Source organism: SAR324 cluster bacterium (assembly GCA_029245725.1).
Lineage (GTDB): Bacteria > SAR324 > SAR324 > SAR324 > NAC60-12 > JCVI-SCAAA005.
Genome location: JAQWOT010000358.1, coordinates 47077 through 69951, shown reverse-complemented (window position 1 = coordinate 69951; position 22875 = coordinate 47077). Strand labels below are relative to the sequence as shown.

Here is a 22875-nt window from a genome sequence, read left to right as displayed (position 1 = left end):
TGAGCAAGGAATCAGGATCGGTTCAAGATCCACTGGAATTCAACCGAGTTTGCCACTAAATCAGCAAAGGAAGCCAGAAAAATGATTAATCCTAACACTTGATTTCCCTACTCCGCCTAATCGACACGTCAAATCAACTCAGCTTTAAAAAAACTTTCGCCCAGTAAGAGAGGGGGGACCACGCTAGTGGTGGGTGAGGGATTGGTGCAAATGAGAAAAAATGTGGAAATTAGGGATTTGCAGGAGTTTCCTCGTCCGGCCAACGGCCACCTTCTCTCTCAGGGAGAAGGCAAAGACTTGATTGATGGAGAAAGCAACGCAGCGGAAGCAGTTTTCTAAGGAGAGTGGAAGAGACTATTTCTTAGTGGCCTACGGAGGATACAAAAAAGGGAAGCGGTTTTTAATCGCTTCCCTGTTAGTGCTAAAAGTTAATGAATTACCAACTGAATGGCATTGAGCCAACTAATATTTTAGAGTCTGAATTTTGAATATAATACAGTCTATTTTGTGCTGGGTTAAAATGTAGTCCTTCAAATTTATTTATGGATTGATAAACTTGATTAGTAGAAACTTCGCTGAGATTCATTACCAACCCGTCCTTTGTGATTGTTGAGTTTGATAAATCAAAACGATCACTTACAGAATACATATGAACATCACCATTCAAATTTAGTGTAATGAACTTGGTTCCGTCAGCCTTCCAAATCACCTCATCAATAGCGTCATCACCTCCATATTCAAATGTGTTGTATGATGTTGCGGATAGCTTAGTGATTGTTGAGAAATCATATGATCCCGCCAAATCAAACTCCTGAATTCTTTGAAATGCTTGTTGGTTAGATGCGTAACTATGAAATCCACCAACAATCATTTTTGTACCAGACGAATTGAATTCAAAAGTCAGCGGATGATCTATGGTAACTGCTGAATGTACTTCAATAGAGAATGTTGCTTCTGGCATTGGATTAGTGGCAACTACACTACCAAGGTCGTAAGGAGTTGGCACATTATAGACTCGTATTCTACTTTGATCAGCAGCACTTGAATCGTTAAGAACAATCAACTTTGTACCATCTGGATTCCATACCAAGTCATTTGTCCAGTAAGCATCGTACGGATGTCCATATGTCAGATTCATAGTTGCTTCACTTGCTGCTGTTCGTACATCCCATGGGGTAGACAAATTGTATTGGACGACTTTGTGGTCACTTCTTGCTCGTCCAACAATCAAGTAAAATTTTGATCCATCAGGACTAAACTCAATAGCAACAGCTTTTGTGTTGTCATCTACAGTCGCAACATAATCAGGTTCACCCTGTGCAGCAAACTTGGGTGATGATATTACTGTTGAACTTTCGTTTGTAGCATCACTGAGTTCACCTGCACCAATGTTATTCACAGCAGCAACACGGAAGTAGTAAGTAACACCTTCAGCCAACGCACCTGGGTATGTCGTAGCAGTAGCATTCTGTACCTGGAAGAAGTTGTCAGCTACAGTAGGGTTACCACTTGTGGAGTAGTATACTCTGTATGTGCCAACGCCTTCTACAGCATCCCAAGTAATGCCAATCTGATCGCCTAAGCCTAGTGCAGCAACATTCTCTACCTTATCAGGCAATGTTCCTTCAAACTCTTCTACTACTTCAGAAGGAGTAAGTGTTCGTCCAAATACTTTCAAGTCATCAATGAAGCCTTTCCAGTTCTCTATACCAAACCTGTTAACACCTACCTTTAGTCTATTGAAGCCTAAGTCCAAGCCTGTAGCATTCTTACGCTCTACACCATTGACATACATCCGTGCTGTGCCATTGTTATATGTAACAGCAATATGATACCACTCACCAAGTGTAAGTGCTACACGACTGTTAAGTTGGTTTGGATCATTGCCAGTTTTGCTGAAGAACCACCGTATCTCTCTGTCGTCATTAACATCGATTTGGAATCCATTGTCCCAACCATCAGCGTAACCAGCTTCACTGTTCTTAGCAGTTGTGGATAGTATTGAAGCAAATTTTGGCATATCCTCATCTGCGTTTGCCCATACACTAATGCTCCATTGGTTGTCCATAATGCCTGTTACACTCTCATCATTGAAGTCCAAGTTGTATCCATAGCCGCCCTTGCCGTCAAAGTAGCCACCTGTGCCAGTTAGACAGTTATCTACATAACCACCAATGCCACCGCCATTTGTTGTTAAATCATAGCTGCCTTGTGAGTCATTCAAGTTACCTTCAAAGGCGTAGTATGCCAACAAATCTGGATCGTTGTCAGTAGCAGGAGTAATAGCATTACACTCTGTTCTGTGTGGGCGGCTATACACCAAGTTACTGAAAAACTCTGTGTTAGAAGCATCTACAGCAGCCACACGGTAGAAGTAAAACTTATTACTGTCTAGAGCGTTGTGAGCAAATACTGAATTAGTTGTATTAGTAACATCCTGTGGAGTGTTACCTTGTGGGAATGAAGCAGTATTCCAATATACATTGTATGACTCAGCGCCATCTACAGCATACCAGCGTACGACATTCTTGTTTACATCAGCTTCTACAGTAACAGTAGGAGCGCCAACTTCTGGATCACCACAGTCTGGACAGTCAATTGTTACAGTAGCATCGTCCATATTGGAAATATTTGATTTGCCACCTGTAGCAATAGCTCGTACTTGGAAGTAGTATGTAGTTTCTACATCTGGCTGTTTGAGTGTGTATGAAGTGTCATATGCTTCTACAGCAGCACCACCTGGATATGCTGGAGCTACAGTTGAGTAATATAGTCTGTAGCTCTCAGCACCATCAATTGCCTTCCAGCTTACAAGAATATCTGTACCTACAGCGCCTGCTAACAAGTCTGGTGTTACACCTTTCAAGTCAGCGTATGGTGTAGCATAAGCAATATTTGAAGCGTCACTGTCACCCAGTGTGTGAGTAGCTACAACTTGGTAGTAGTATGTAGTGCCAGCATCCAATCCGCTGTGTATGAAGCTTGTAGTAGTGTTATCTACATAGCTAGTAAAGCTGCTTGGGAAAGCAGGACTTGATGTGGAGTAATATACAGTGTAGCCCTCTGCTCCTTCAACAGCGTCCCAGCTGACATTATTAGCAAAAGCAGCCGCCTCAGCTGAGATAGTAGTTGACTCATCGTCAACTGGGCTGGTTGGTGGCTCTGGAATGTCAATCATTGCTGAAGCTTCAGTTGAAACCTCCGAGTTACCACCTGGAGCATTTGCTACAACTTGGAAGTAGTATCGTTCACCTGCTGGTGGATTGAATATAGTATAGCGCAAGTTAGTTTTAACCACAGTATTACCACTTGGGTATGCTGGGCTAGTTGTGGAGTAATAAACGGTGTAGTTATCAGCACCGTCAATTCTGTTGTATGTAGTGGCGATATTATCGCCATCTACAATTGCTTTAATTGTTGGAGTGATACCAGTCAAATTTGTTTCTGGTTCTCCGCCATCTCCTCCAGTGCCTGTACCGCTACCATCGCCGCTGTTGCCCCCGTCAGTACCAACACCATCTCCACCGTCTGAACCTGTACCATCACCTGTACTTGTGCCACCAGTTGAACCACTGCCCGTGTCACCACCTGTGCTTCCGGAGCCGTCAGAAGAACCACTACCTGTTTCCCCACCATCGGAACCAGTGCTGGTATCCCCACCAGTTGAGCTACTTCCAGTATCCCCACCTGTGTCACCGGATCCTGAGCCATCACCAGTACCGTCGCCTGTGCTTCCGGAGCCGTCAGAAGAACCGCTGCTGGTGTCCCCACCGTCTGAACCGTTTCCGTCACCAGTACTTGTGCCACCAGTTGAGCCATCACCTGAGCCATCGCCATCTGTGGATCCACCACCAGTTGATCCTGCTCCAGAACCATCAGATGTTCCTCCTGCGCTTCCAGCACCATCACTTGTACTGGTACCACCATCAGAACCAATGCTGGTATCCCCACCGTCTGAACCATTTCCGTCACCAGTACTTGTTCCTCCGCCGGTTGAACCAGCTCCATCACTACCGTTTCCATCTGAAGAGCCTCCAGTTGATCCTGCTCCAGAACCATCAGATGTTCCTCCGGCGCTTCCAGCACCATCCCCTGGGACTCGATCAGTTCCTGAGCCAGATCCCCCAATGCTCTCAGGAGCTTCTGGGTAGTCTTGATCGTAAACAATGGTTCCTTCTTCGATACAGCCGAAGAGCATTAGACTTGTGAAGATGATGAGAAGAGCTTTCATGTTGCCTCTTTGGAGAGTTGTGATCAGCACTTGTGAACTGTGTCGCTGTTTTTGTTGCCTTTATGTTACAAAAAATTAGCAATAACTGTCAATAAGAAAATTTATCTTTTATAGATGAAAATAACTAAATTACTAAATTTATTAGTTAAAATAATTTATTTTATAAATAAATTAAATAAAACATCTAAGATTTATTATATTTAAGATATTAAAAGATCTAGTCATCATAGATCCTTTAGCTGGTATCAGGAGGGGAAAAGGGTCCTGCTAGTTACTGTGAAGTCTGGTGATTAACAATGAATAAATTAGGGGATTCAGTTGCTTAAGAAGAAAAATTCTTAGAATCGGAGAGGAATAGGAAGCTAATAGAGAGAGAGTGAAATCTTAAAATATTCATAAAAATTATAGATTTAAGATTTATTAATCCAAAAGACTAGTAAAACGAAGAGATGGTTTACAAGGCTCAATGATTGTTAAGGAGAACAAAAATCAGAATCCTTAAAGCAAGAGCTCCATCATTTGTGCAGTGAAATCAACTCTTCACAGCACCAGAGAGCAGACCGCTCATAATATATTTTTGGAAGACGAGAGCGAAGAGTACAGGTGGGATCACGGCAAGTACACCAGCAGCGATGATGGTGACATAATTGACATCCAAGCTCGTGGCAAACATTGCGGCAACCACTGTGCTGGTGAAGGACTGTTCGGTCTCCGTGATCAACAAGGCAAATAGAAACTCTCCCCAGGAGAGGAGAAAGGCGAGAATACCGGCGGTGGTCAAGCCTGGAATAGAGAGAGGGATTATGATCTTGTTCGCTACCTGGAAGCGATTACAGCCATCCATGCGAGCTGCGTCTTCCAATTCTGTAGGGATGGTTTTGAAGTAAGCCTGGAGCAGCCAGATGCTGTAGGGCAGCACGAAAGACATGTTGATGAAGATCAGCGTTACCAGGTTGTCGTTCATCCCCATCTTCTTGGCGAAAAGTACGATTGGAATCGCTAGGGCCAAGGCTGGTACCAAACGAACCACCAAGATGGAGAAGAGTAGAGTGTAGCGACCCCGAAAGTTCAGGCGTGCAATTGGATAAGCAGCATAGGCACCAAAGACTACGCTGAAGAAGGAGACACTGAGAGCGATGATCCCGCTATTCAGGAAGGAACCAAGATAAATCCTGGCTTGATAGGAAGAACTGTAACCATCGGCAGAGACGTAGGACTCATCGAAAAAGGCTCCGTAAAAAATCTCCTTGTAGCTCGCCAGACTGAGGGGATCTGGTAACCAGACTGTAGGAACCTGAACGAGTTGGCGCTCCAATTGGAGACTGGAGCTGACCAGCCAGACAAAAGGGCCAATGAAAACGATCAAAAAAAGTGCAGATGCTAGGTAGAGCAGAATGTAGCGAGTGAGATTGTTGCGCTTCACTGTTTTTCTCCCCGATCCAGGAATGCGTAGAAGACAATAGCAATAAAGAGGGTGATCAAGCCGAGAATCATGGCAAGAGCACTGCCTGTCCCAAAATCAAGCTTCTTGAAGGTATTGATGTAGATACTCCAACCTAGGACGGTGGTTGATTTGCCTGGTCCTCCAGAGGTAAGCACATAGATTAGATCGAAAACCTTGAGTGCAAAGATCGTTTCAAAAATTAGCACAACAGTGAGAGTTGGTCGAAGCAATGGAAGCGTAATGTAAAGCGTGCGCTTCCAAGCGCTGGCTCCCTCGAGTTCAGCTGCCTCATGCAGAGTTTTTGGAATTGTCTGCAAGCCTGCAAGAATCAGCAGTGTTGCCAGAGGAATGTTCTTCCAGGAATAGGCGATGATAACCCAAATGATTGCACTGGGCATACTACTGAGCCAGGCAACATAGTCATCAATCAGGCCTCCCATTTGAAAGAGTGCGTTCATTACCCCAAAGGCTGGATGCAACAGCCATTTCCAGAGCAAGGCATTCACAACATCAGGAATGGCCCAGGGGATCAACAGAAGTGCCCGCAACAGACCACGCCCTGGATAATCCTGATCAAGTAGCAAGGCTAGGAAGAAAGAGACTACAGTGATCACTGCAACTGCACTTACCGCAAAGATAAAGCTCGTTGCCAGGGAATCCCAGAACTTATCGTCTGTCAGGATTTTTTCATAATTCCGGAAGCCAGCAAAGGGGCGCTTCGCTCGCTTGAGGTTGTAGCGATGAAAGCTGAGATAGATCGCATAAGCCAGGGGGACCAGAACGGTCACTGCCAGGATCAGCAGTGCCGGAGCACTGAAGATCAACGCTAATCTTCCTTGGGGAATTTCAGTGGAGGGATTCTTCGTCATTGCAGAAAGGGCATTCTGAGCGAATGCCCTCATGTTGTTATGATATCAATGGAAGGAGCAGCAAATCAGTACTCTGACTGCAGCTCGTTCCAATTCTCCGCCAATTCTTCAAGGATAGAATCAGCGTCAGCACCGCCAATGATCTCCTGGAATCCACCCCAGGCCTCAGTCTCCCAGTCAGAGAAGTAGGGAACGAAGCGGTAGCCACGATTGATGGCATACTTGGCTTGCTCCTGAAGCAGGTCAGGGTCAATCCAACCTGAGATCGAGTTGCGCACGTCTGCGTCTTTATATAGTGGAGCTGGAGAGAAGCCGAGTCCAAACTCTAGAGCCCAGCGCTTCGGTACATAATAGGCACCAGTTGCGTCCTTACCCCCTAGAAACTGAACCAGTTTCCAAGCTTTTTCCTTATCTGCCTCAGAGGTTATTGAATAGAGCCGGACGTAGCCAATGGTACCGCTGGTGGCATCGGCGGAACCAGGAACCAGGGCGTTCTTGATGTTACCGGCCTCATTGGATTGCTCCGAGTCGTTGAGCACCTTCATCTCGTAATCAGTGACCAGCGTGAAGGCAGCTGTGCCAGAGCGCATGAATTGATCAATCTCACCATCGCCCTGGTTTAAGGAAGCCTCGTTGATCCAGCCACTCTTGATACCATCAGCAATCCAGGCTAATGCCTTACGAACGCCGCTGTTTGGCTCTTGGAAAACTGGTTCCAGTTTGTCATTGAAGAATTTACCACCGAATCCTGCAGAGACGATCTCCAAGGTTCGAAGGATTGAGTTTTCGTTAGCAGCCAAGCCGATGACGACTGGTTTGGGGAGTATCCCCTTGTCCTTCATCGCTTGTGCTTGTGACCTTAGATCATTCCACGTCTTGGGTGGTGAATTAATGCCAGCCTGTTTCATCAAGCGATCATTGTAAACGAATACTGAATTCCCAGAGTAGTAGGGTAGTCCGTAGACTTCACCCTCAAAAGACATCTGTTCGATGATTCCTTGGGGCAGATCCGCCATGTAATCATCTACTCCGGGAAGTCCGGTTAGGGGTATAATCCAGCCAGCTGCGGCCCACTCTGCTAGGAAGCTGTCACGGACATAGACCACATCAAAGTTGGTTCCAGAGGCAAAACTCGAGACCATCTTGGTATGGTATTCGTTGCTGGGGAAGGGATTGTAAGTTGCGCTCAAGCCAGACTGACTGGTGAAACGCTCAAGGTTTTCTCGGACCACATCAACTTGATAGGGCCAGCCAGTCAATTCTACATCAGTATCTTGAGCCGACATGGGAGCTGCCCAACCAACCAAGGCAAGCGCAGCAATCGTCAACCATTTCTTCATCATGATCTTGTCCTCTTAAAGAGTATGGGTACGTGGGGAGCAGCTTCTCCCAAAAGGCTCACTTTCTTTGTGGTTGGGAATTTCATTGAAATGAATTTCTCTCTTTGGAGACCCATTCACACTTCTTCAGCCAGCTATCCATGGAATTACAAAATAAAAAATTTGTATTTATCAAAATAGCTTGCGGGATAGTGAGTGGGGGGAGGTATAACCAGAGAAATATTTTGTGTCAATCAAAAAAATAGATTTCTTCGAAGTGATTGGCATTTGTCAGAAAATGCAACAAGATGATCGATACTTTCACAAATCTTTATTCAATTGCGCTGAGGAAATAAGTGATGGAAGAGCAAATTTATTGGGAGCAATTGCGGTCTCCTCAATTGAAATCACTAGCAGATGCCAATGCCATCATAGTTGTTCCAGTTGGTTCGATAGAGCAACATGGACCACATCTCCCGGTTAAGGTAGACGCACTACTCGCGACAGAGGTAGCGCGGCGGGCTGCGCTGAAAGTTCAGACACATCAGCCAATATTGGTGACTCCGACTGTTTGGTGTGGGCTTGCTGAACATCATATGGATTTTTGCGGCACGCTGACCCTCGATTTTGAAACCTTTCATGCGCTGTTAAGAAATCTTTGTCGCTCCATTCGTCATCATGGGTTTCGACGAATCTTCCTTCTCAATGGTCATGGTGGAAACATTGCTGCTCTGAACGTAATCTGTTCGGAGTTGGTCAGAGAGTTGGATGGATTAAGAGTAGTTTCTGGCACCTATTGGACGCTACCTGAGGTGGCTGAGAAGTTTGCCGAGATTCTTGAAGTCCAGCAGAATGTGCGTCATGCTGGTGAAGCAGAGACTTCGATGATGCTGGCCTTGGAACCGGAACTGGTCAATCAGTCCACCCTCAATCAGGCTGATGGAACGCTAGAGATTCCCTTTTATGGATCCGGGGTTTCCCGTTGGGTATCATTTAAGGAGGTTTCTGCAAATGGTGTGATCGGGAGTCCCTCCGTGGCAACGGCAGCTAAGGGAGAACTATTGCTAGAAGTGGCTGCAGAAGGCATCGCAGGGGTCCTCCAAAATACTGCATTGTGGTGAGCCACCAACTACTAATCAACTAATCTAAGATGAATCAGCCCATGCGTTTAAATCTCTTCCTTCGTTCAATTGGAGTTGTCTTGATGATCAACCTGATCTTGTCGGCATGTTCGGTAGTGGGAGTGCGAGCATTGGAGGAACCGACCTATCAGATACGGATCAAGGAAGGTAATTTTGAAATTCGTGAATACGCCTCCTATCTAGTTGCAGAGGTCTTCATGGAGGGAGAAGATTTTGACGAAGCATCGGGGGATGGCTTCCGGATTCTGGCAGATTACATCTTTGGCAACAATCTCTCCCGCTCGGCCTCCGTTCAAATGGCAGGAAAAGCTGAAGCTGCCAGCGAGAATATTGCGATGACAGCCCCTGTACAGATGGATCAGGGTGAACAGCCAGATCAATGGCGGATGGCCTTCAGTTTGCCCTCCAAATGGAACTTGGAAACGGCGCCAGTTCCCAATGATCAGCAAGTGAATTTGAGGGAGGTCTCCCCGGAGCAAATGGTAGTCTTACAGTTCAGTGGACGAATGGGAGCCCGCGATCTAGAAGAGAAGGAGCAAGAGTTGAGGCAGTGGGCCACGAAGCAAGGAATCACTGTGGTGGGTTTGGTACGGACCGCTCGCTATGATCCGCCGTGGACGTTGCCGTTTTTGCGAAAGAACGAGGTTCAATTAAAAGTGGAAGATTGAAACTGGAGGAGGAAGGAGAGCGGCCAGTTGTTTCATTTTTTGCCAGCTCATCCAAACCGTTTCGGAGACAACTGAATGAAACAGACTTTCCTGTTGATCACATTTCTGCTGATGCCCATGATCGTGCTAGCGGACTATGAATTGGATTGGCCTGAGGTGGACATCGAAGAATTTAATGCGAGTTGTATTCAGTCTGCACTGGAGAGCACGGGTCGTCTCAACGCTAGTGAATTAGCCAATCTGGAGGAATCGTGTGTCTGTTATGCAGAAGTGCTGGATTTTTTGTTTAGCTACGAAGACTTCTTGGTCAATACTGAAGAAATCATGAATACTTTGGTGGATCCTTTGATTGAGGTCTGTTCAACTCGCTTGAGCCTCACAAGCAACGAATGAAGATTCACCGGGTTTGATGTCACTTCGAGAACTCTACTCTCAACACGTTTTCCCCTGTCTCTGCGATTGGGCAATGTCCAGCAAAGAGCTACAGCCACTTCGGCAGCAGTGCTTGCATGGAGTCCAAGGTAAAGTGCTGGAGATAGGTTTTGGGACTGGACTGAATCTTCCCTTTTATTCCAAGAATGTTGTGGAGGTGCATGCGGTTGATGTGAATCCAATGATGGCTCCGAAAGCCCTACAACGGATTCAGGAAGTACCATTTCCTGTTCAGCATCATGTGCTCTCAGGCGAATCCTTGCCAATGGAAGATGAAAGCTTCGACTTTGTGGTGAGTACCTTCACACTGTGTAGTATTGCGAAGGTGCATCAGGCAGTGCAGGAGATCTGGCGGGTGCTGCGACCTGGTGGGCGGTTCTGTTTTCTGGAGCACGGCCTATCGCCGGATCCAAAAGTAGCGAGCTGGCAATATCGTCTGAATCCAATTCAACACATATTGGGGGATGGCTGTCATCTGAACCGTCCGATGGATCAGATCATTTGCTCCCAGCCGTTCCAAGTGAGGCCGATCCAAACCTTTTATTTAGAGGGAGTTCCGCGGGTGATTGGTTGTCTTTATCAAGAGCAAGTACAGAAGCCAGTCTAACTTCGAAGAACCTTTCTCGTGTTGAATGCCGTCATTTTCGAATGATTTTCAGGCGGGCTGGCGATTGGTCTCCAGATACAAACCAAGGGCATCTCTTCCCGCAGCATTACCGACCCATTCCATAAAACCTTGCTACTCTAGATCAGTCAGCAGCTCATTCCACTTGTTTTGATCCCAGGTGAAGTTTCTGCGAAGCCAGTAATTCAACTCCTTCTTGGAAAATCTTTTCTTTGGTTTGAAATCCATTTTTCTCTCCTGCAAAAATTCAAGAAATAACTAAAAGTTGCGAAAAGTATTTGATTTATTCGCAACTTAAATTGTAATTTAGCAGAAAATCAGAGAAATTTTGAAGCAAATTTTGACCAAAGTTTTGGAAGGTTTGTCGGATAGACAAAAAAACTCATTATCTGCACTGAGCCTGGCAGGCGACCTGCTAGGCCTTGAGCCAATTAGTGCTGGCCTCGGTGACAAAATTGCCAACAGTCGATCCTCTTACCCCTGCTATGGGCCAGATGGAAAATCGATTAAATGACGTACCAGACTGGAAGTATGTTTTCCAGGAAATTGACCAGGTCTATCGCTTGGGCTCTGCGGGAGGAAGTCCCATCATCAGGAGTCATCAGCGGCGTGTGCGAGAGGCCATCAGTAAAATCACGAAGAGCAACCCTTACTACACACCAAGACAACCAGAGAACAAACCGGTCAGTGCACACTGGGGCCGAGCGCTTGACTTGGCAGATTCGGGACCGTTGGCCCATTTGTCACGGGTGTTGTATCGGGTGGAGAGCCAACTCACCTGGGAGTATGGTTATCAGAAAGTTCCCAGGGAACTTGCCAAGCGCTATGCCTATTGCGAGATGATGGGACCGCAGGGTCCGATTCAAGCGGAAGGATTGATTCTGGGCTTGGTGCTCTTTGCTCCAGGGACCACCTACCCCCAACACCGTCATGATGAGATTGAGGAGAGCTATATCTCCTTGGCAGGGGCTTGGTCAGAGAATGATAATGCTGTCTATGCTCCGGGATCTTTGATCTTGAATCGTTCCACTCAGCATCATCGGATCACGGTAGGTATTCGTGAACCCTGCTTATTGGCCTATGCCTGGATTGGACCGCCAGAACGCTTGTCAGCCCCAGAGTTTCGGTTTTCAAAGTTGCCGCGGAGGAGGATCTGACGAATCGAGTTAGCTTAAATACCCTTCAACCTGCCAGTACTGTACGCTCCAGAAACCACCAACCACCAACCACTGATACCGCCAGGGATCCAGGCACAATTACCCAGGGCCGATACCACTCTCTGTTTCTGCCCCAGAAGCCAATGAGAACAAAAGCTACCGCGATCACTGCAAGCTGTCCCAATTCTACACCTATGTTGAAAGCGAGTAGGCCCTCCAGAAATGCATCGCGAGGGAGGCCGATTTCAAAGAGAACACTCGCAAAGCCCAAGCCGTGGAGCAATCCAAAGGTAAAGACAACGGCAGCTCGCCACTTTTGTAATTTCTGTGTGAAGAGATTTTCGATGCCCACATAAACAATGGAAGCGGCAATCAATGGCTCTACAATGTTTGATGGCAACTGGACAATCCCATAAATGCTCAGTCCCAGTGTGATGGAGTGGGCGATCGTAAATGCAGTGACCTGGGTCAGTAGGGGCTTCCAGTGGGTACTAAGCAGAAAGATGCCAATCACAAATAGGATATGATCCAAACCTTTGGGGACAATATGCTCAAAGCCAATAATGATGTAATCCAGAAATTGCTCCCAGCGGGTCCGCTGGTCAATTCCTGCGATCGAGATCGGCTCACTTGGATCTCCATTTTGCAGCCAGAAAGAGACCCCGTCCCCCTCACCTTGCGGTAATACCCGAATAACACTTGATCCGAAGGCTTCTTTCCATTGCCAAACAAAGCTCTCCGCACCGTAAGGCACTACTCCGGTCAAGACTACTTCAGAAATCCGGGCTAACTCCAAATCTCCAATTTCTGGAATTGTGAGTTGTCCAAGCTGTGGGCTCTCCGCAATGTCATCACCGAAACGCAGGGTTACTCCCTCAAGGAACTCTGTTTCAAAGGGTTGAAATGCTGAACGCAAGTCATTCGGAGGCAGTGCTCGTAGGTTGTTGTAGCGCTCCGCATTTGGGGAGTCATCTGTGTCTTCATGTTCGGCACCGATGCCAGAAAGAATCGCTTCCAAGTTCAGACTGATCGTGATGGAGTAGTCGCCGTTGGGTTGCATTGCAAAGGTCGCGATTGCTGGGCGAATTTCATGGGCCATCAGTAGGCTAGGGAATAACGCCAAGCAAGCTGTGACCATTAGGAAGTGGAATACTTGCCTTATCCGCCAAGGGCTCTCTCCAAATCCCCAATCATTTTTAAGTCCATCTGAAAAACAGAGGAATTTCATGAAAATTCTCCAACGAGTGTTCTTGGGCTTATTCGCAGCCTTGGTAGTGTCCAATCCCCTCCAAGCTCATGAGTTTTGGATGGAACCAGAAAATCCATTGGTATCCGTGGGTGACACCCTGAAGATTAAACTAAGAGTTGGTCAGCATCTCAAGGGCAATCAACAGCCTTATATTGAATCCTGGTTTGAGGAGTTTCAAATCCGAGATGCAGAGGGGATACGTCCTGTTAAGGGGATGCAGGGCGACATGCCTGCTTTTGCGATGAAGGTCCGTACTCCAGGATTACACGTTATCAATTATGTCTCTAGCACAGATGATATGCGTTACCGCTCAAAGGAACAGTTTGAGCGATTTATTGAATACGAAGGGCTGACAGGTGTGTTGGAACGTCACCAGGAGCGTGGTCTACCCGAGTTCGGTTTTCGGGAAGACTATGTGAGATGTGCCAAGGCTTTGGCGGTGGGTGGTACTGCTGAAGGACAGGATCTACTGGTGGGGATGCCCTTGGAACTGTTGGCAGAAGAAAACCCTTACTTGACAAAGAGCACCAGCCTGCCAGTGCGGTTGTTCTGGCAAGGGGAACCACTCCCCGACATTCAGATTCGTATCTTTCATAGAGGTGGTGAAACAGAAGAGACCACAGTCAGAACAGATGCCAAAGGACGTGCTCAGGTCCCACTGACGGCCCCTGGCTTTTTCCTGCTGAACGCCGTGCACATGTTGGAGGTAGAACAGGCTAACGGTGCTGTTTGGAAAAGCTATTGGGCTTCATTGAGTTTCACTTATCAATAGTATCTCTTTTGGTTGGTCTTCCAAAGGCTTGCCTAAGTCGAATGCTACAAAGGCTTGAATTTGTTGTAAATTTTTGTGCCTAAGAATCACTTCAAATAAATTCTGTTTCATACCCACCTAATACCATCCTGATTTTGATGAAACTTCAGGCACCTGCTGACAATTCCTTGAATTCCTCTCAAGAATCCCCCTAACTCCTGGGATAAAGATTTTGAAATAATCTCTCAAGTACTGAGAAAGTTTTTTGAGCAATAAATTTTTTGTTGAAATTGGAAATCAATTGATGGTAGAAATTAATTTCACTGAGAAAATAAATGGTTGTTAATGAAATGCGGAGCCGCGGTTTTACGGTTAAGAGCGTTCAAGAATACAATCGCAGAGTTATTCTCCGCTTGATTTATGAAAGACGAATGTGTTCTAGGTCCGAAATTGTTCAGAGCTCAGGACTAGACGCTTCCACGGTAACGAGAGTAGTACAGCAATTAGTCGATGAAGGTGTTGTCGAAGAAAGCATACTTCAAAAGGAGGAGAATCAGAGAGGTAGACGGTCTATAGGATTGAGGATAGCGGCGGATCCTCACCGGGTTTTAGTGGTCCGGCTTCAACGTCTCAACTTCAGGGTGGCGTTGATGGACTTAAGAGGCTCTATACTACAGTCGACTGAAATCCAAGTAAAACCGGTCAACACAGCAGAGAGCATTTTTGAGCAAATCGTTGAATCGCTGAACACATTTTTGGAACTGTGCAAAGAAAATTTGTTGGGAATTGGAGTTACTCTGCCAGGGCCATTTCTGGAAGATTCAGAAAGAATTGTACTCATTACGGAGTCAACAGACTGGCACCAGTTTGATTTAATTCAGCAGTTGAGATCGCATTATGAGCAGATTCCTGTCTATTCGAAACATGATGCAAAGGCTGCTGCGTTAGCCGTTTGGATTTCCCAGGGATTGGATTCGAACTCAAAAGTGACCCTGTATTTGTCCGCAGGTCAAGGCATTGGCGCAGGAATAGTTCTCAATGGGGAGGTGTTCAGGGGAAGTTTGGGAACAGCTGGCGAAATTGGACATACTTCGATTGATCTAAATGGTCCACTTTGCAAGTGTGGAAATCGGGGTTGCCTGGAAATTTACAGTTCCAGTCTAGCATTGCTTAGAAACCTAGAAGAACATTGGTATAAAATTTCATCTAAACCAATTTCTTTTGAGGAAGTCGTAGTAGCTTATAGGGAGCAGCACCCTTTGATTGTAAAGGAAGTTGCACTAGTTGCTAAGTATCTTGCAAAAGGTCTAGTAAATTCTATCAATTTGATGAATCCAGATTTGATTGTTATTGGGGATGAGTATGCAAGATTTGGGGAGTGCTTTGTGGAGAGTATTAAGAGCTATGTTCAAAATAATGTTCTACCAAGTGTATTTAAAAATATAAAATTTCAGTTAGCTCCACAGAAAGACTTAGTTATTAGTGGAAGTTTTCACCATGTTATTCAAAGTGAACTACTTTGAATAACATGAAATATGAATAAATCAACTGCCTAGAAGTACTTTAAAATGAAAACAGTGAATTGCATTGGCAGTTGCTTAGTTGACATCTTGTTGAGTCCTGTTGCTAGCTATCCAGAGCCAAAAGTTTGTACTAATATATTTGTTGATGAATTGAAATCATCTCCTGGAGGTGGCGCAACGAATTGTTCACTTTCACTGGCAAAAATGGGAGCAAATGTACGTTTGTTCAGCAAGATTGGTAATGATTTGCAGGGAGATTATCTTCAAGAAGAACTGAAAGTTGCCGGTGTAAAAACAAGAAACTCTCTTAGAAAAACCGATAAAAAATCTACATCAACAGTTATTGTTGGTGTTAATCAGGATGGCGAGCGTAGTTTCATGTCATATCATGGTGCCCTTTCAGAATTTAAGTTAAATGATCTAGATTTGGAGGATCTGTACGCTTGTGACATTCTCGTCTATCCAGACCTATTCAATCTCCCAAGGATTGATGGAACACCTCTGTTAAATCTGTTAGAGAATGCTCAACAGCGTGGCATCTTGACCGTTCTTGATGAAACTTGGGGTGTTTTGGGTTTACAAAGGAATATATTCGAATCCTGTCTTCCCTTTGTAGACTACTTAATGCCCAGTTCTGATGATCTTGCTCATCTATACCCTAACGAACAGCCCGAAGACCTTGCAAAATTCTTTTTAGAGAAAGGGGTTCAGAACGTTGTTCTTAAGCTGGGTTCTAAGGGAGTTTTCATCTTAAATAATGAGCAATCTTTTAGATTACCTGCAATTGTTAATGCATCTGAGGTGTCTGATACCACTGGTGCTGGTGATAATTTCAGTGCTGGGTTTGTTTATGGACTGAGTATAGAAAAGCCAATTGATTGGTGTGCAGAATTTGGAAATAAAGTAGCCGCTTTGTCACTGCAGCAGTTAGGAGCAAGTATTGAAAAAGAAGAATTAAAATCTCTCATTAAAATGATTTGAACCTTTCATTTAAAATGAATATAGACCTTCAAATCAATGGATTTTATTCCAAAATAAAGATTATGAGTAATTAATTAGAATTTGTTTATAAACCAGTATGGAGAGAAATAGAAAGAAAGTATAAAATAATTGAAATTTAAACACACTTGCAAAACTAAATTTAGCTGGTCCACCTGGCAATGGCAAATCAACTTTTGCGGCAACACTGGTGAAACTCAGTAAAATGTTTGGAAGCATTTTCAATGCAAGCAGTTGGGATTGATGGCTTTCACTTTTCGATGGATTATATGAATTCAAAATTCATCGAATATCAGGGAGTTGAAACCCCAATATCAAAATTGAAGGGCTCCCCTGTGTCCTATGATGTAGAGAGCTTAATAAAAAAATGGGAGTGGGTAAGTAATAATCAAAGTAGAAGCTCACTATGAGCGCACAGATACACCAAATGTTTTGAGGGTGTTGAACAACAGATTGTGCGCAGATATTGAGTTAGCCTGGAAAATGGAATCTGGTTCAGAGTGACTGGAAATAATGCGTCATATGAATTTTCAAACGATTAACTGATGAAGAGTACTTCTCAATCCATTTTAGAGGTAAATAGTGTCAGTAAAGCCTTTGGTGGAGTGGAAGCACTCCGAGAAGGCTCACTCAAACTTTTTCCTGGAGAGGTCCTCGCTATTGTTGGAGCAAATGGAGCAGGCAAATCAACTCTAATCAAAATCATTGCTGGCGTTCTTGCTCCAGATCGGGGTTACATCAGCATTCGGGGAAATCGAATTACTCGTCAAGACCACAGTGTTGGCTTTATCAGGCAGATGGGTGTCGAAGTTGTTTATCAAGATTTGGCAATCGTCCCGAACATGACAGCTCCCTACAATCTCTTTCTCGGCAGAATTCCAAGAAAATTTGGAATTTTTGTTGATGAAAGGCAAATGGAGGCAAAGACAAGAGAGGTGCTTGCAGACCTCAAAGTGGAAACAGTTCAGAGCCTCAAACGCCCAATTTCAGAGATGTCTGGAGGTCAGCAACAAAGCATTGCCATCGGGCGGGCTATTGCCTGGGGAAAAGAGATTGTAATCCTCGATGAGCCTACAGCAGCGTTAGGGCCAAACGAAACACAACAGGTTGAGCGCGTCATAAACGAAATACGAAAACGGAATACCGCTACCATCCTGATAAGCCATAATTTGGATCAAGTTTTTCGATTGGCAGATCGCCTGGTCGTTGTCCACCAAGGAAACACATCGAGGGAATTTTTGAGAAATGAAGTCAATATTGATGAGCTTGTTAAAGCCATTACGACCGGCTGAAAGGAGCGTTGTATGGCAAGTGACGTTGATAAGGAAGTGATTCGACCAAATGATGAGGCTAATTTGTTAACGGCCAAGTTAGGTATGCTTTGGTGGGATTCTCCCGAGGGTCGGGTTTGGATTGGGCGGATTCGCGATAATGTGCCATTCATCGCAATTACTTTGGTAATCCTGTTGTTCTGGTTCATCAGTGGAGACAGATTCATGTCTGTCCGAAACTGGACGTTTATTGCGCAGCAGACACCGGTCTTACTACTATTGGCTTTTGCTCAGCTTCTCGTTGTCACTACAGGGTCAATCGATATCTCTGTTGGTTCAAATTTAGGTTTTAGCGCCTACATGGCTGCCTTGGGAATGCTCTGGTTTGGTGAGTTGGGTTTTCTGGTTGGAATATGTTCAGCAGTTTTCATTGGTGTACTCAATGGGACGATTTTCTCACTTTTCAAAATCTCCTCTTTCGTAACCACACTGGCGATGCTGATTATCGTGAGAGCTGTTCTGGTGATTGTTTCAGATGGTCGCTCCATCTATGTCAGTGATCAGCCAATGAGTAATAGTAATATCACTTCAATCGAAGCGAAGTGGCTGCTGGATCTAGGTCAGTTTCCACAGATTCTTTACTTCACGGTAGCTGTTGCCGTACTGCTCTGGATTGTTTATGAAAAAACAGTTTTTGGTCAGCAGCTAAAAGCACTTGGTGGCAACGAAAAAGTACTTCGATTAACAGGTATTTCAGTTAATTGGTTCAAGATTCAAGTCTTTGCTGCCGCAGGTTTTATGGTTGGGCTGGCATCCTTCATCAATCTAGCACGCTCTGGAGCAGCTACTGTTCAAGCAGGTGAAATGCTTGAGTTGGATGCAATTGCGGCTGTTGCACTTGGGGGAACAGTGCTTACAGGAGGCTACGGTAGTGTTTTGAAAACTGTTGTAGGCGCGTTGACACTTACCATTGTAGCAAACGGTTTGACAATAGCTGGGGTTCCCCCTTCATGGAGCAGAATAGCCAGAGGAATTTTGTTAATCACCGCAATTGCTATTTCACTCAACCGAAAGCAAATCGATGTAGTCAAATAGTCTTGTTCAGGCAGGATTTTATTCCCTGTCTTTCAATACACCTGAGTAAAGGAGGGCCTATGTGAAGAGATGTAGTGGAGACCTTGATTTAGTCATTTTATTCACGAAAATAATTTTTTTCTGAAGAGGTAACATGAGACGATTTCTTCATGGCTTGCTAGGTGTATTGCTGTTGGCTCCGATCCCTTTTGCTGAAGCAGTCACGCCTCGCAAGGATTTGGTAATTGCTGATTTGGGTCAGCCTCAGACTAACCCTTGGGTGATTAACCGCCACCGTTTTCAGGAATGTGTCGCCAGGGCATTGAATATTGAGCAAATTCTTGCCGATGATGAAAACAGTGAGAGTAAACACGTAAGCCAGGCAGAATCTTTGGTAGCCCGCCAACCAGATGCAATAGTTTTCAACCCATTGACCTCACCTGCTGGAGCTCAAGTCGCCAGATTACTGGAACGCAACCGTATTCCTGGCATGACAGCCGGAAGAGTGGTAGTTGCCGATTATGAGAAAGAGTACAATGGCAAGTTCTTGATTGGACAGATGGGCACCAACCTGGATGCTTGGGGTGCTGCGATGGCTCAGGCTGCGATTGATGATGGCCACCGAAAGATTGCCATGATTTGGAATCCGAAGGATGTCATCACAACGCAATATATTTGGGCAGGAGCTCAAAGAGTAATTGACAAGTATCCTGATGCTGAAGTGATCATGGAAGGCCGAGATCGGCTGAGTCGGGAGACTGGAATCAAGTATGCGGAGCAATACGTTGCACGTTTTGGAGAGGGAGAGATTGATGCAGTGATTGTTTTAGGTGCAACTGCTGGACTTGGTGCACAATTCGCTCTTGAGCAAGCTGGGCGAACAGATATTGACGTCATTACGTGCGATATAGATGAGCAAGTCGCGCAAAATATTCGTGATGGTAAGTTGTCTTTCAGTATCGGGGGGCATTGGATGGGAGGTGGTTTTGCAATGATTCATCTTTATGACTATTTGCATGGATTCCCCATTGAAGATACCCAGCCTGACTTCAGCCTCATTCCTGTAAATGCATCCAACGTTGATGCTTATGAACGTCAGTTCTTGAACGGGTGCGTGCTTACTCCTAATGAAATTCGGGATCTCTCACGGGTGTATAATCCTGACGCTGACTTGGCCGGATTTATTGAAAACTTCTCAAGTACCTGGAATCAATAAAATTACATTGATTCATTGGTAATTATCTCCTTCCTAGTCCTGAAAGGCTGCTTTCATTAAAGTTAGCGCCTTTCGGGATGCTACTCCTTAGCAATCCAGAAACTCAATTTTTTCAACATGGCACGCATCACATTGAGACAACTGTTAGATCATGCTGCGCTTGAAGGTTAAGGTGTACCTGCCTTTAACATCAGCAACATTGAGCAACTTATTGCCATAAGTGCAGGCCGCTCAGTCCGTGGAAGCACCTGTAATTCTGCAAGTTACAAGAGGAGCTCGCAGTTATTCTAGTGATGCAATGATCCAACACATGATTCAAGCGGCTGAGGAGATGTTCCCCAAAACTCCAATCTGCTTACATCAAGACCATGGTAACAATACGACCAACTGTTTCTCTGCCATACAAAATGGATTTACATCAGTAATGATGGATGGATCACTTGAAGAAGACGCTAAAACTCCGTCTTCCTACGAATACAATTTGAACATTACAGCAAAAGTCACTGAAACTGCGCATTCAGTTGGAGTCTCTGTTGAAGGAGAGTTAGGTTGCCTCGGATCACTTGAAAGTGGTGAGTCTGAACAGGAGGACGGTCACGGCGCCGAGGGTAAACTCAGTCGAGACCAACTACTTACAAATCCTGGGCAAGCTGAAGATTTTGTCAAGCAAACTCAGGTCGATGCACTGGCAATTGCAATGGGTACTTCACATGGGGCATACAAATTCACGAGAAAACCTGATGGAGATATTCTGGCTATGGATATTGTGAAGGAAATCAATCGAAGAATGCCAGATCTACACTTGGTAATGCATGGCTCATCCAGTGTTCCACAGGATCTTCAGGATATCTTCAACCACCACGGTGGTAAAATGCCTCAAACTTGGGGTGTTCCTGTCGAAGAGATTCAAAAGGGCATTCGGTATGGGGTTCGAAAAATTAACATTGATACTGATTGCCGCTTGGCAATGACGGGAGCAATGCACAAAGTTGCAACTGAAGAAAAAACTGAGTTTGCCCCTCGAAAATTTTTGAAGCCTGCAATGGTCGTAATGGAGAAAGTCGCCAAACTTCGCTCTGAGCAGTTCAATACCGCAGGACAGGCGCCAAAAATTAAAACAAGATCTCACGATTTAGAAGAAGAAATGGCGTCGGATTACCGATCAGGGTTCTTGGACAGAAATTGAAACACCAAAACTTCTTATACACTTTTGGAGAATAGCATGGGCTTCAACGCAAAGTTACACCAAGAAAAAATTCACCGGGTTGAAGAATATGTTGCTCAACACAAAGCTGAAATTGCGCAGCATCCATGGAGAGAAAATTATCATTTTCAAACCCCTGTGGGTTGGATGAATGATCCACACGGATTGATTCAATTTCAGGGAAAGTTTCATTTGTTTTACCAGCATCACCCTTTCAGTGGAAAGTGGGGTACGATGCACTGGGGACACGCCATCAGCACTGATCTGATTCATTGGGAGCATCAGCCTGAAGCACTTGCACCGAGTGAAGATTATGACGGTTGGGAAGGTGGTGGAATCTTCACTGGATCCGCAATTGAACATCAGGATGAACTGATTCTCTATTACACGGGCTGTGCTAAGAACCGACAGGTTCAGTGCATGGCCAGTTCTTCAGATGGTATGAACTTTACCAAATCAGATCAAAATCCAGTACTTGCTGAACCTCCACCTGAAATCAATCCCCATGACTTCCGGGATCCCAAAGTCTGGAAACAGGGGAATTTATGGTACATGGTTACTGGGGTGACTGATGGAGTGAGTGATCTGATTGAGCCTTCGAATAGCCAAAAAAACGGCCTGGGAAAAGTTTGTCTGCACCGCTCAAAAAATCTCAAGAATTGGGAATTTGTCAATTATCTTGTAGAGAGCGGTGGAGAGTTGGGCACTATGTTGGAGTGTCCAAATTTTTTCTCACTAGATGGTAAGTGGATTCTGATGTATTCGCCTATGGGCTTGCAAGAGAGACAAGTGGTTTATCTGACAGGAGATTTTGATGAGCAAACTGGGAAGTTCCATTGGCAGACGATGGGTTCAGTCGATTTGGGTTTTGACTATTATGCACCACAGCATTTTCGGGATGATAGGGGCCGTGATTTAATCATGGCTTGGGTTGGTTCATGGCCCTTTATGCCATGGTGTCGAGGTAAATATGATACCAGTGAATTGGGTTGGTATGGTAGCCTTACGCTACCGCGTCAGATCCGTCTGTGCCCTGATGGTAAACTTGTGAGTGAGCCGGTCTCTGAGGTGGAAAAGCTTCGGGAGCACGAACAATACTATGCCCCCTGTGTGATCGAAGAAGCTAAACCCTTGCCCTTCACTGCTGGGGACGGTGTGCATTGTGAAATTATTGCCAGCTTTGATTTGTCAGAAACCACTGCGCAGCGAATTGTTTTTAGCCTGCGTGGCTCTGCTGAGCAGGAGACAAAGCTGGAGTTTGACCTGGCGAAAGGTGAGATGATCTTTGATCGAACACGCTCGGGGAACATCTCTGCTCTACAGCGCAAGTGCCTACTGGAATCAGCGAGCCAATCCGAGCTTACTGTCAGGATTTTCTTGGACAGTATTTCGATTGAAATTTTTACGGATTATGGTCGGACCACTATGACCAATAATATCTTCTCCAATCCAGAAAGTAACGAACTCTCCATAAGCACGATTGCTGGTAGGGCCCGTCTTCTGGGGCTGCGAACGTATGGGCTGAAGACCACTGTGAATGCCTGAAGCTTCTTTGATGAAGATTCTGCCGGGCTTTCTTGTCAGCAAATCAGGCTTGGCCTCAGGTCACCCTCTCTTCTTCCTGAAACCTACCCTATCTTTCCTCGCTGAAGATCTCCTCTTGCATCACGTATCAATCTTACGAGATTAGCTGAATTGATT

At 45.2% G+C, this 22875-nt stretch carries 18 protein-coding genes and 1 pseudogene; 14 read left to right on the top strand and 5 right to left on the bottom strand.

The window, feature by feature from the left end:
* Window positions 1-210: 210 nt before the first annotated feature.
* Entirely contained in the window at window positions 211-339 is a 129-nt protein-coding gene (locus tag P8O70_20005; protein MDG2199124.1) for a hypothetical protein, read from the top strand.
* 97 nt (window positions 340-436) lie between these two features.
* Here the strand turns inward: P8O70_20005 and P8O70_20000 are convergent, their stop codons facing one another.
* The 4 genes from P8O70_20000 to P8O70_19985 form a co-directional block, all read right to left on the bottom strand.
* The gene (locus P8O70_20000; GenBank protein MDG2199123.1) at window positions 437-4231 is read right to left on the bottom strand and encodes a hypothetical protein; all 3795 of its coding nucleotides are present in this window, start codon (window positions 4229-4231) and stop codon (window positions 437-439) included.
* A gap of 532 nt (window positions 4232-4763) precedes the next feature.
* Window positions 4764-5654: a carbohydrate ABC transporter permease gene (locus P8O70_19995; protein ID MDG2199122.1), complete on the bottom strand. Its 891-nt coding sequence runs from the start codon at window positions 5652-5654 to the stop codon at window positions 4764-4766.
* Complete coding sequence (locus P8O70_19990) at window positions 5651-6577, bottom strand: sugar ABC transporter permease (protein ID MDG2199121.1); 927 nt, start codon at window positions 6575-6577, stop codon at window positions 5651-5653. Before P8O70_19990 ends, P8O70_19995 begins: the two co-directional genes overlap by 4 nt.
* 32 nt (window positions 6578-6609) lie before the next feature.
* Window positions 6610-7887: an extracellular solute-binding protein gene (locus tag P8O70_19985; GenBank protein MDG2199120.1), complete on the bottom strand. Its 1278-nt coding sequence runs from the start codon at window positions 7885-7887 to the stop codon at window positions 6610-6612.
* Between the two features lie 335 nt (window positions 7888-8222).
* Here P8O70_19985 and P8O70_19980 point away from each other — a divergent pair, with 335 nt between their 5' ends.
* The 5 genes from P8O70_19980 (at window position 8223) to P8O70_19960 (ending at window position 11887) form a co-directional block, all read left to right on the top strand.
* Window positions 8223-8984, top strand: a complete 762-nt coding sequence (locus P8O70_19980) for a creatininase family protein (GenBank protein ID MDG2199119.1) — start codon at window positions 8223-8225, stop codon at window positions 8982-8984.
* A 41-nt stretch (window positions 8985-9025) separates the two neighbouring features.
* Entirely contained in the window at window positions 9026-9673 is a 648-nt protein-coding gene (locus P8O70_19975) for a heme-binding protein (protein MDG2199118.1), read from the top strand.
* Window positions 9674-9748: 75 nt separating this feature from the next.
* Window positions 9749-10066, top strand: a complete 318-nt coding sequence (locus P8O70_19970) for a hypothetical protein (protein ID MDG2199117.1) — start codon at window positions 9749-9751, stop codon at window positions 10064-10066.
* Window positions 10067-10082: 16 nt separating this feature from the next.
* Window positions 10083-10712 carry a class I SAM-dependent methyltransferase gene (locus P8O70_19965; protein MDG2199116.1) on the top strand — a complete coding sequence of 210 codons (630 nt, stop codon included), beginning with the start codon at window positions 10083-10085 and terminating at the stop codon, window positions 10710-10712.
* Between the two features lie 512 nt (window positions 10713-11224).
* Complete coding sequence (locus P8O70_19960; GenBank protein ID MDG2199115.1) at window positions 11225-11887, top strand: dimethylsulfonioproprionate lyase family protein; 663 nt, start codon at window positions 11225-11227, stop codon at window positions 11885-11887.
* 25 nt (window positions 11888-11912) lie between these two features.
* On the opposite strand, the gene P8O70_19955 is transcribed toward P8O70_19960, so the two are convergent.
* A complete protein-coding gene (locus tag P8O70_19955; GenBank protein ID MDG2199114.1) occupies window positions 11913-13115 on the bottom strand; it encodes a HupE/UreJ family protein in 1203 nt (400 codons plus the stop codon).
* Here P8O70_19955 and P8O70_19950 point away from each other — a divergent pair.
* The 8 genes and pseudogenes from P8O70_19950 (at window position 13114) to P8O70_19915 (ending at window position 22719) form a co-directional block, all read left to right on the top strand.
* On the top strand, window positions 13114-13908 hold the full coding sequence (locus P8O70_19950) for a DUF4198 domain-containing protein (GenBank protein MDG2199113.1): 795 nt from the start codon (window positions 13114-13116) through the stop codon (window positions 13906-13908). The genes P8O70_19955 and P8O70_19950 overlap by 2 nt on opposite strands.
* Before the next feature lie 314 nt (window positions 13909-14222).
* The gene (locus P8O70_19945; protein MDG2199112.1) at window positions 14223-15410 is read left to right on the top strand and encodes an ROK family transcriptional regulator; all 1188 of its coding nucleotides are present in this window, start codon (window positions 14223-14225) and stop codon (window positions 15408-15410) included.
* A 45-nt stretch (window positions 15411-15455) separates the two neighbouring features.
* Complete coding sequence (locus P8O70_19940; protein ID MDG2199111.1) at window positions 15456-16391, top strand: carbohydrate kinase family protein; 936 nt, start codon at window positions 15456-15458, stop codon at window positions 16389-16391.
* Window positions 16392-16954: 563 nt separating this feature from the next.
* Complete coding sequence (locus P8O70_19935) at window positions 16955-17701, top strand: ATP-binding cassette domain-containing protein (protein ID MDG2199110.1); 747 nt, start codon at window positions 16955-16957, stop codon at window positions 17699-17701.
* A gap of 12 nt (window positions 17702-17713) precedes the next feature.
* Complete coding sequence (locus P8O70_19930) at window positions 17714-18775, top strand: ABC transporter permease (protein ID MDG2199109.1); 1062 nt, start codon at window positions 17714-17716, stop codon at window positions 18773-18775.
* A 133-nt stretch (window positions 18776-18908) separates the two neighbouring features.
* A complete protein-coding gene (locus P8O70_19925) occupies window positions 18909-19970 on the top strand; it encodes a substrate-binding domain-containing protein (protein ID MDG2199108.1) in 1062 nt (353 codons plus the stop codon).
* A 189-nt stretch (window positions 19971-20159) separates the two neighbouring features.
* Window positions 20160-21156: pseudogene (gene fba / locus P8O70_19920) on the top strand (fructose-bisphosphate aldolase class II).
* A gap of 36 nt (window positions 21157-21192) precedes the next feature.
* Complete coding sequence (locus P8O70_19915; protein MDG2199107.1) at window positions 21193-22719, top strand: glycoside hydrolase family 32 protein; 1527 nt, start codon at window positions 21193-21195, stop codon at window positions 22717-22719.
* The last annotated feature ends 156 nt before the right edge of the window (window positions 22720-22875 follow it).

Coding starts and splice junctions, on each gene's coding strand:
- P8O70_19975 (MDG2199118.1), top strand. CDS start 9,026: ATGCGTTTAAATCTCTTCCTTCGTTCAATTGGAGTTGTCTTGATGATC.
- P8O70_19965 (MDG2199116.1), top strand. CDS start 10,083: ATGTCACTTCGAGAACTCTACTCTCAACACGTTTTCCCCTGTCTCTGC.
- P8O70_19945 (MDG2199112.1), top strand. CDS start 14,223: ATGGTTGTTAATGAAATGCGGAGCCGCGGTTTTACGGTTAAGAGCGTT.
- P8O70_19925 (MDG2199108.1), top strand. CDS start 18,909: ATGAGACGATTTCTTCATGGCTTGCTAGGTGTATTGCTGTTGGCTCCG.
- P8O70_19950 (MDG2199113.1), top strand. CDS start 13,114: ATGAAAATTCTCCAACGAGTGTTCTTGGGCTTATTCGCAGCCTTGGTA.
- P8O70_19980 (MDG2199119.1), top strand. CDS start 8,223: ATGGAAGAGCAAATTTATTGGGAGCAATTGCGGTCTCCTCAATTGAAA.
- P8O70_19955 (MDG2199114.1), bottom strand. CDS start 13,115: ATGAAATTCCTCTGTTTTTCAGATGGACTTAAAAATGATTGGGGATTT.
- P8O70_19940 (MDG2199111.1), top strand. CDS start 15,456: ATGAAAACAGTGAATTGCATTGGCAGTTGCTTAGTTGACATCTTGTTG.
- P8O70_19930 (MDG2199109.1), top strand. CDS start 17,714: ATGGCAAGTGACGTTGATAAGGAAGTGATTCGACCAAATGATGAGGCT.
- P8O70_20000 (MDG2199123.1), bottom strand. CDS start 4,231: ATGAAAGCTCTTCTCATCATCTTCACAAGTCTAATGCTCTTCGGCTGT.
- P8O70_19935 (MDG2199110.1), top strand. CDS start 16,955: ATGAAGAGTACTTCTCAATCCATTTTAGAGGTAAATAGTGTCAGTAAA.
- P8O70_19960 (MDG2199115.1), top strand. CDS start 11,225: ATGGAAAATCGATTAAATGACGTACCAGACTGGAAGTATGTTTTCCAG.
- P8O70_19990 (MDG2199121.1), bottom strand. CDS start 6,577: ATGAGGGCATTCGCTCAGAATGCCCTTTCTGCAATGACGAAGAATCCC.
- P8O70_19985 (MDG2199120.1), bottom strand. CDS start 7,887: ATGATGAAGAAATGGTTGACGATTGCTGCGCTTGCCTTGGTTGGTTGG.
- P8O70_19915 (MDG2199107.1), top strand. CDS start 21,193: ATGGGCTTCAACGCAAAGTTACACCAAGAAAAAATTCACCGGGTTGAA.
- P8O70_20005 (MDG2199124.1), top strand. CDS start 211: ATGAGAAAAAATGTGGAAATTAGGGATTTGCAGGAGTTTCCTCGTCCG.
- P8O70_19970 (MDG2199117.1), top strand. CDS start 9,749: ATGAAACAGACTTTCCTGTTGATCACATTTCTGCTGATGCCCATGATC.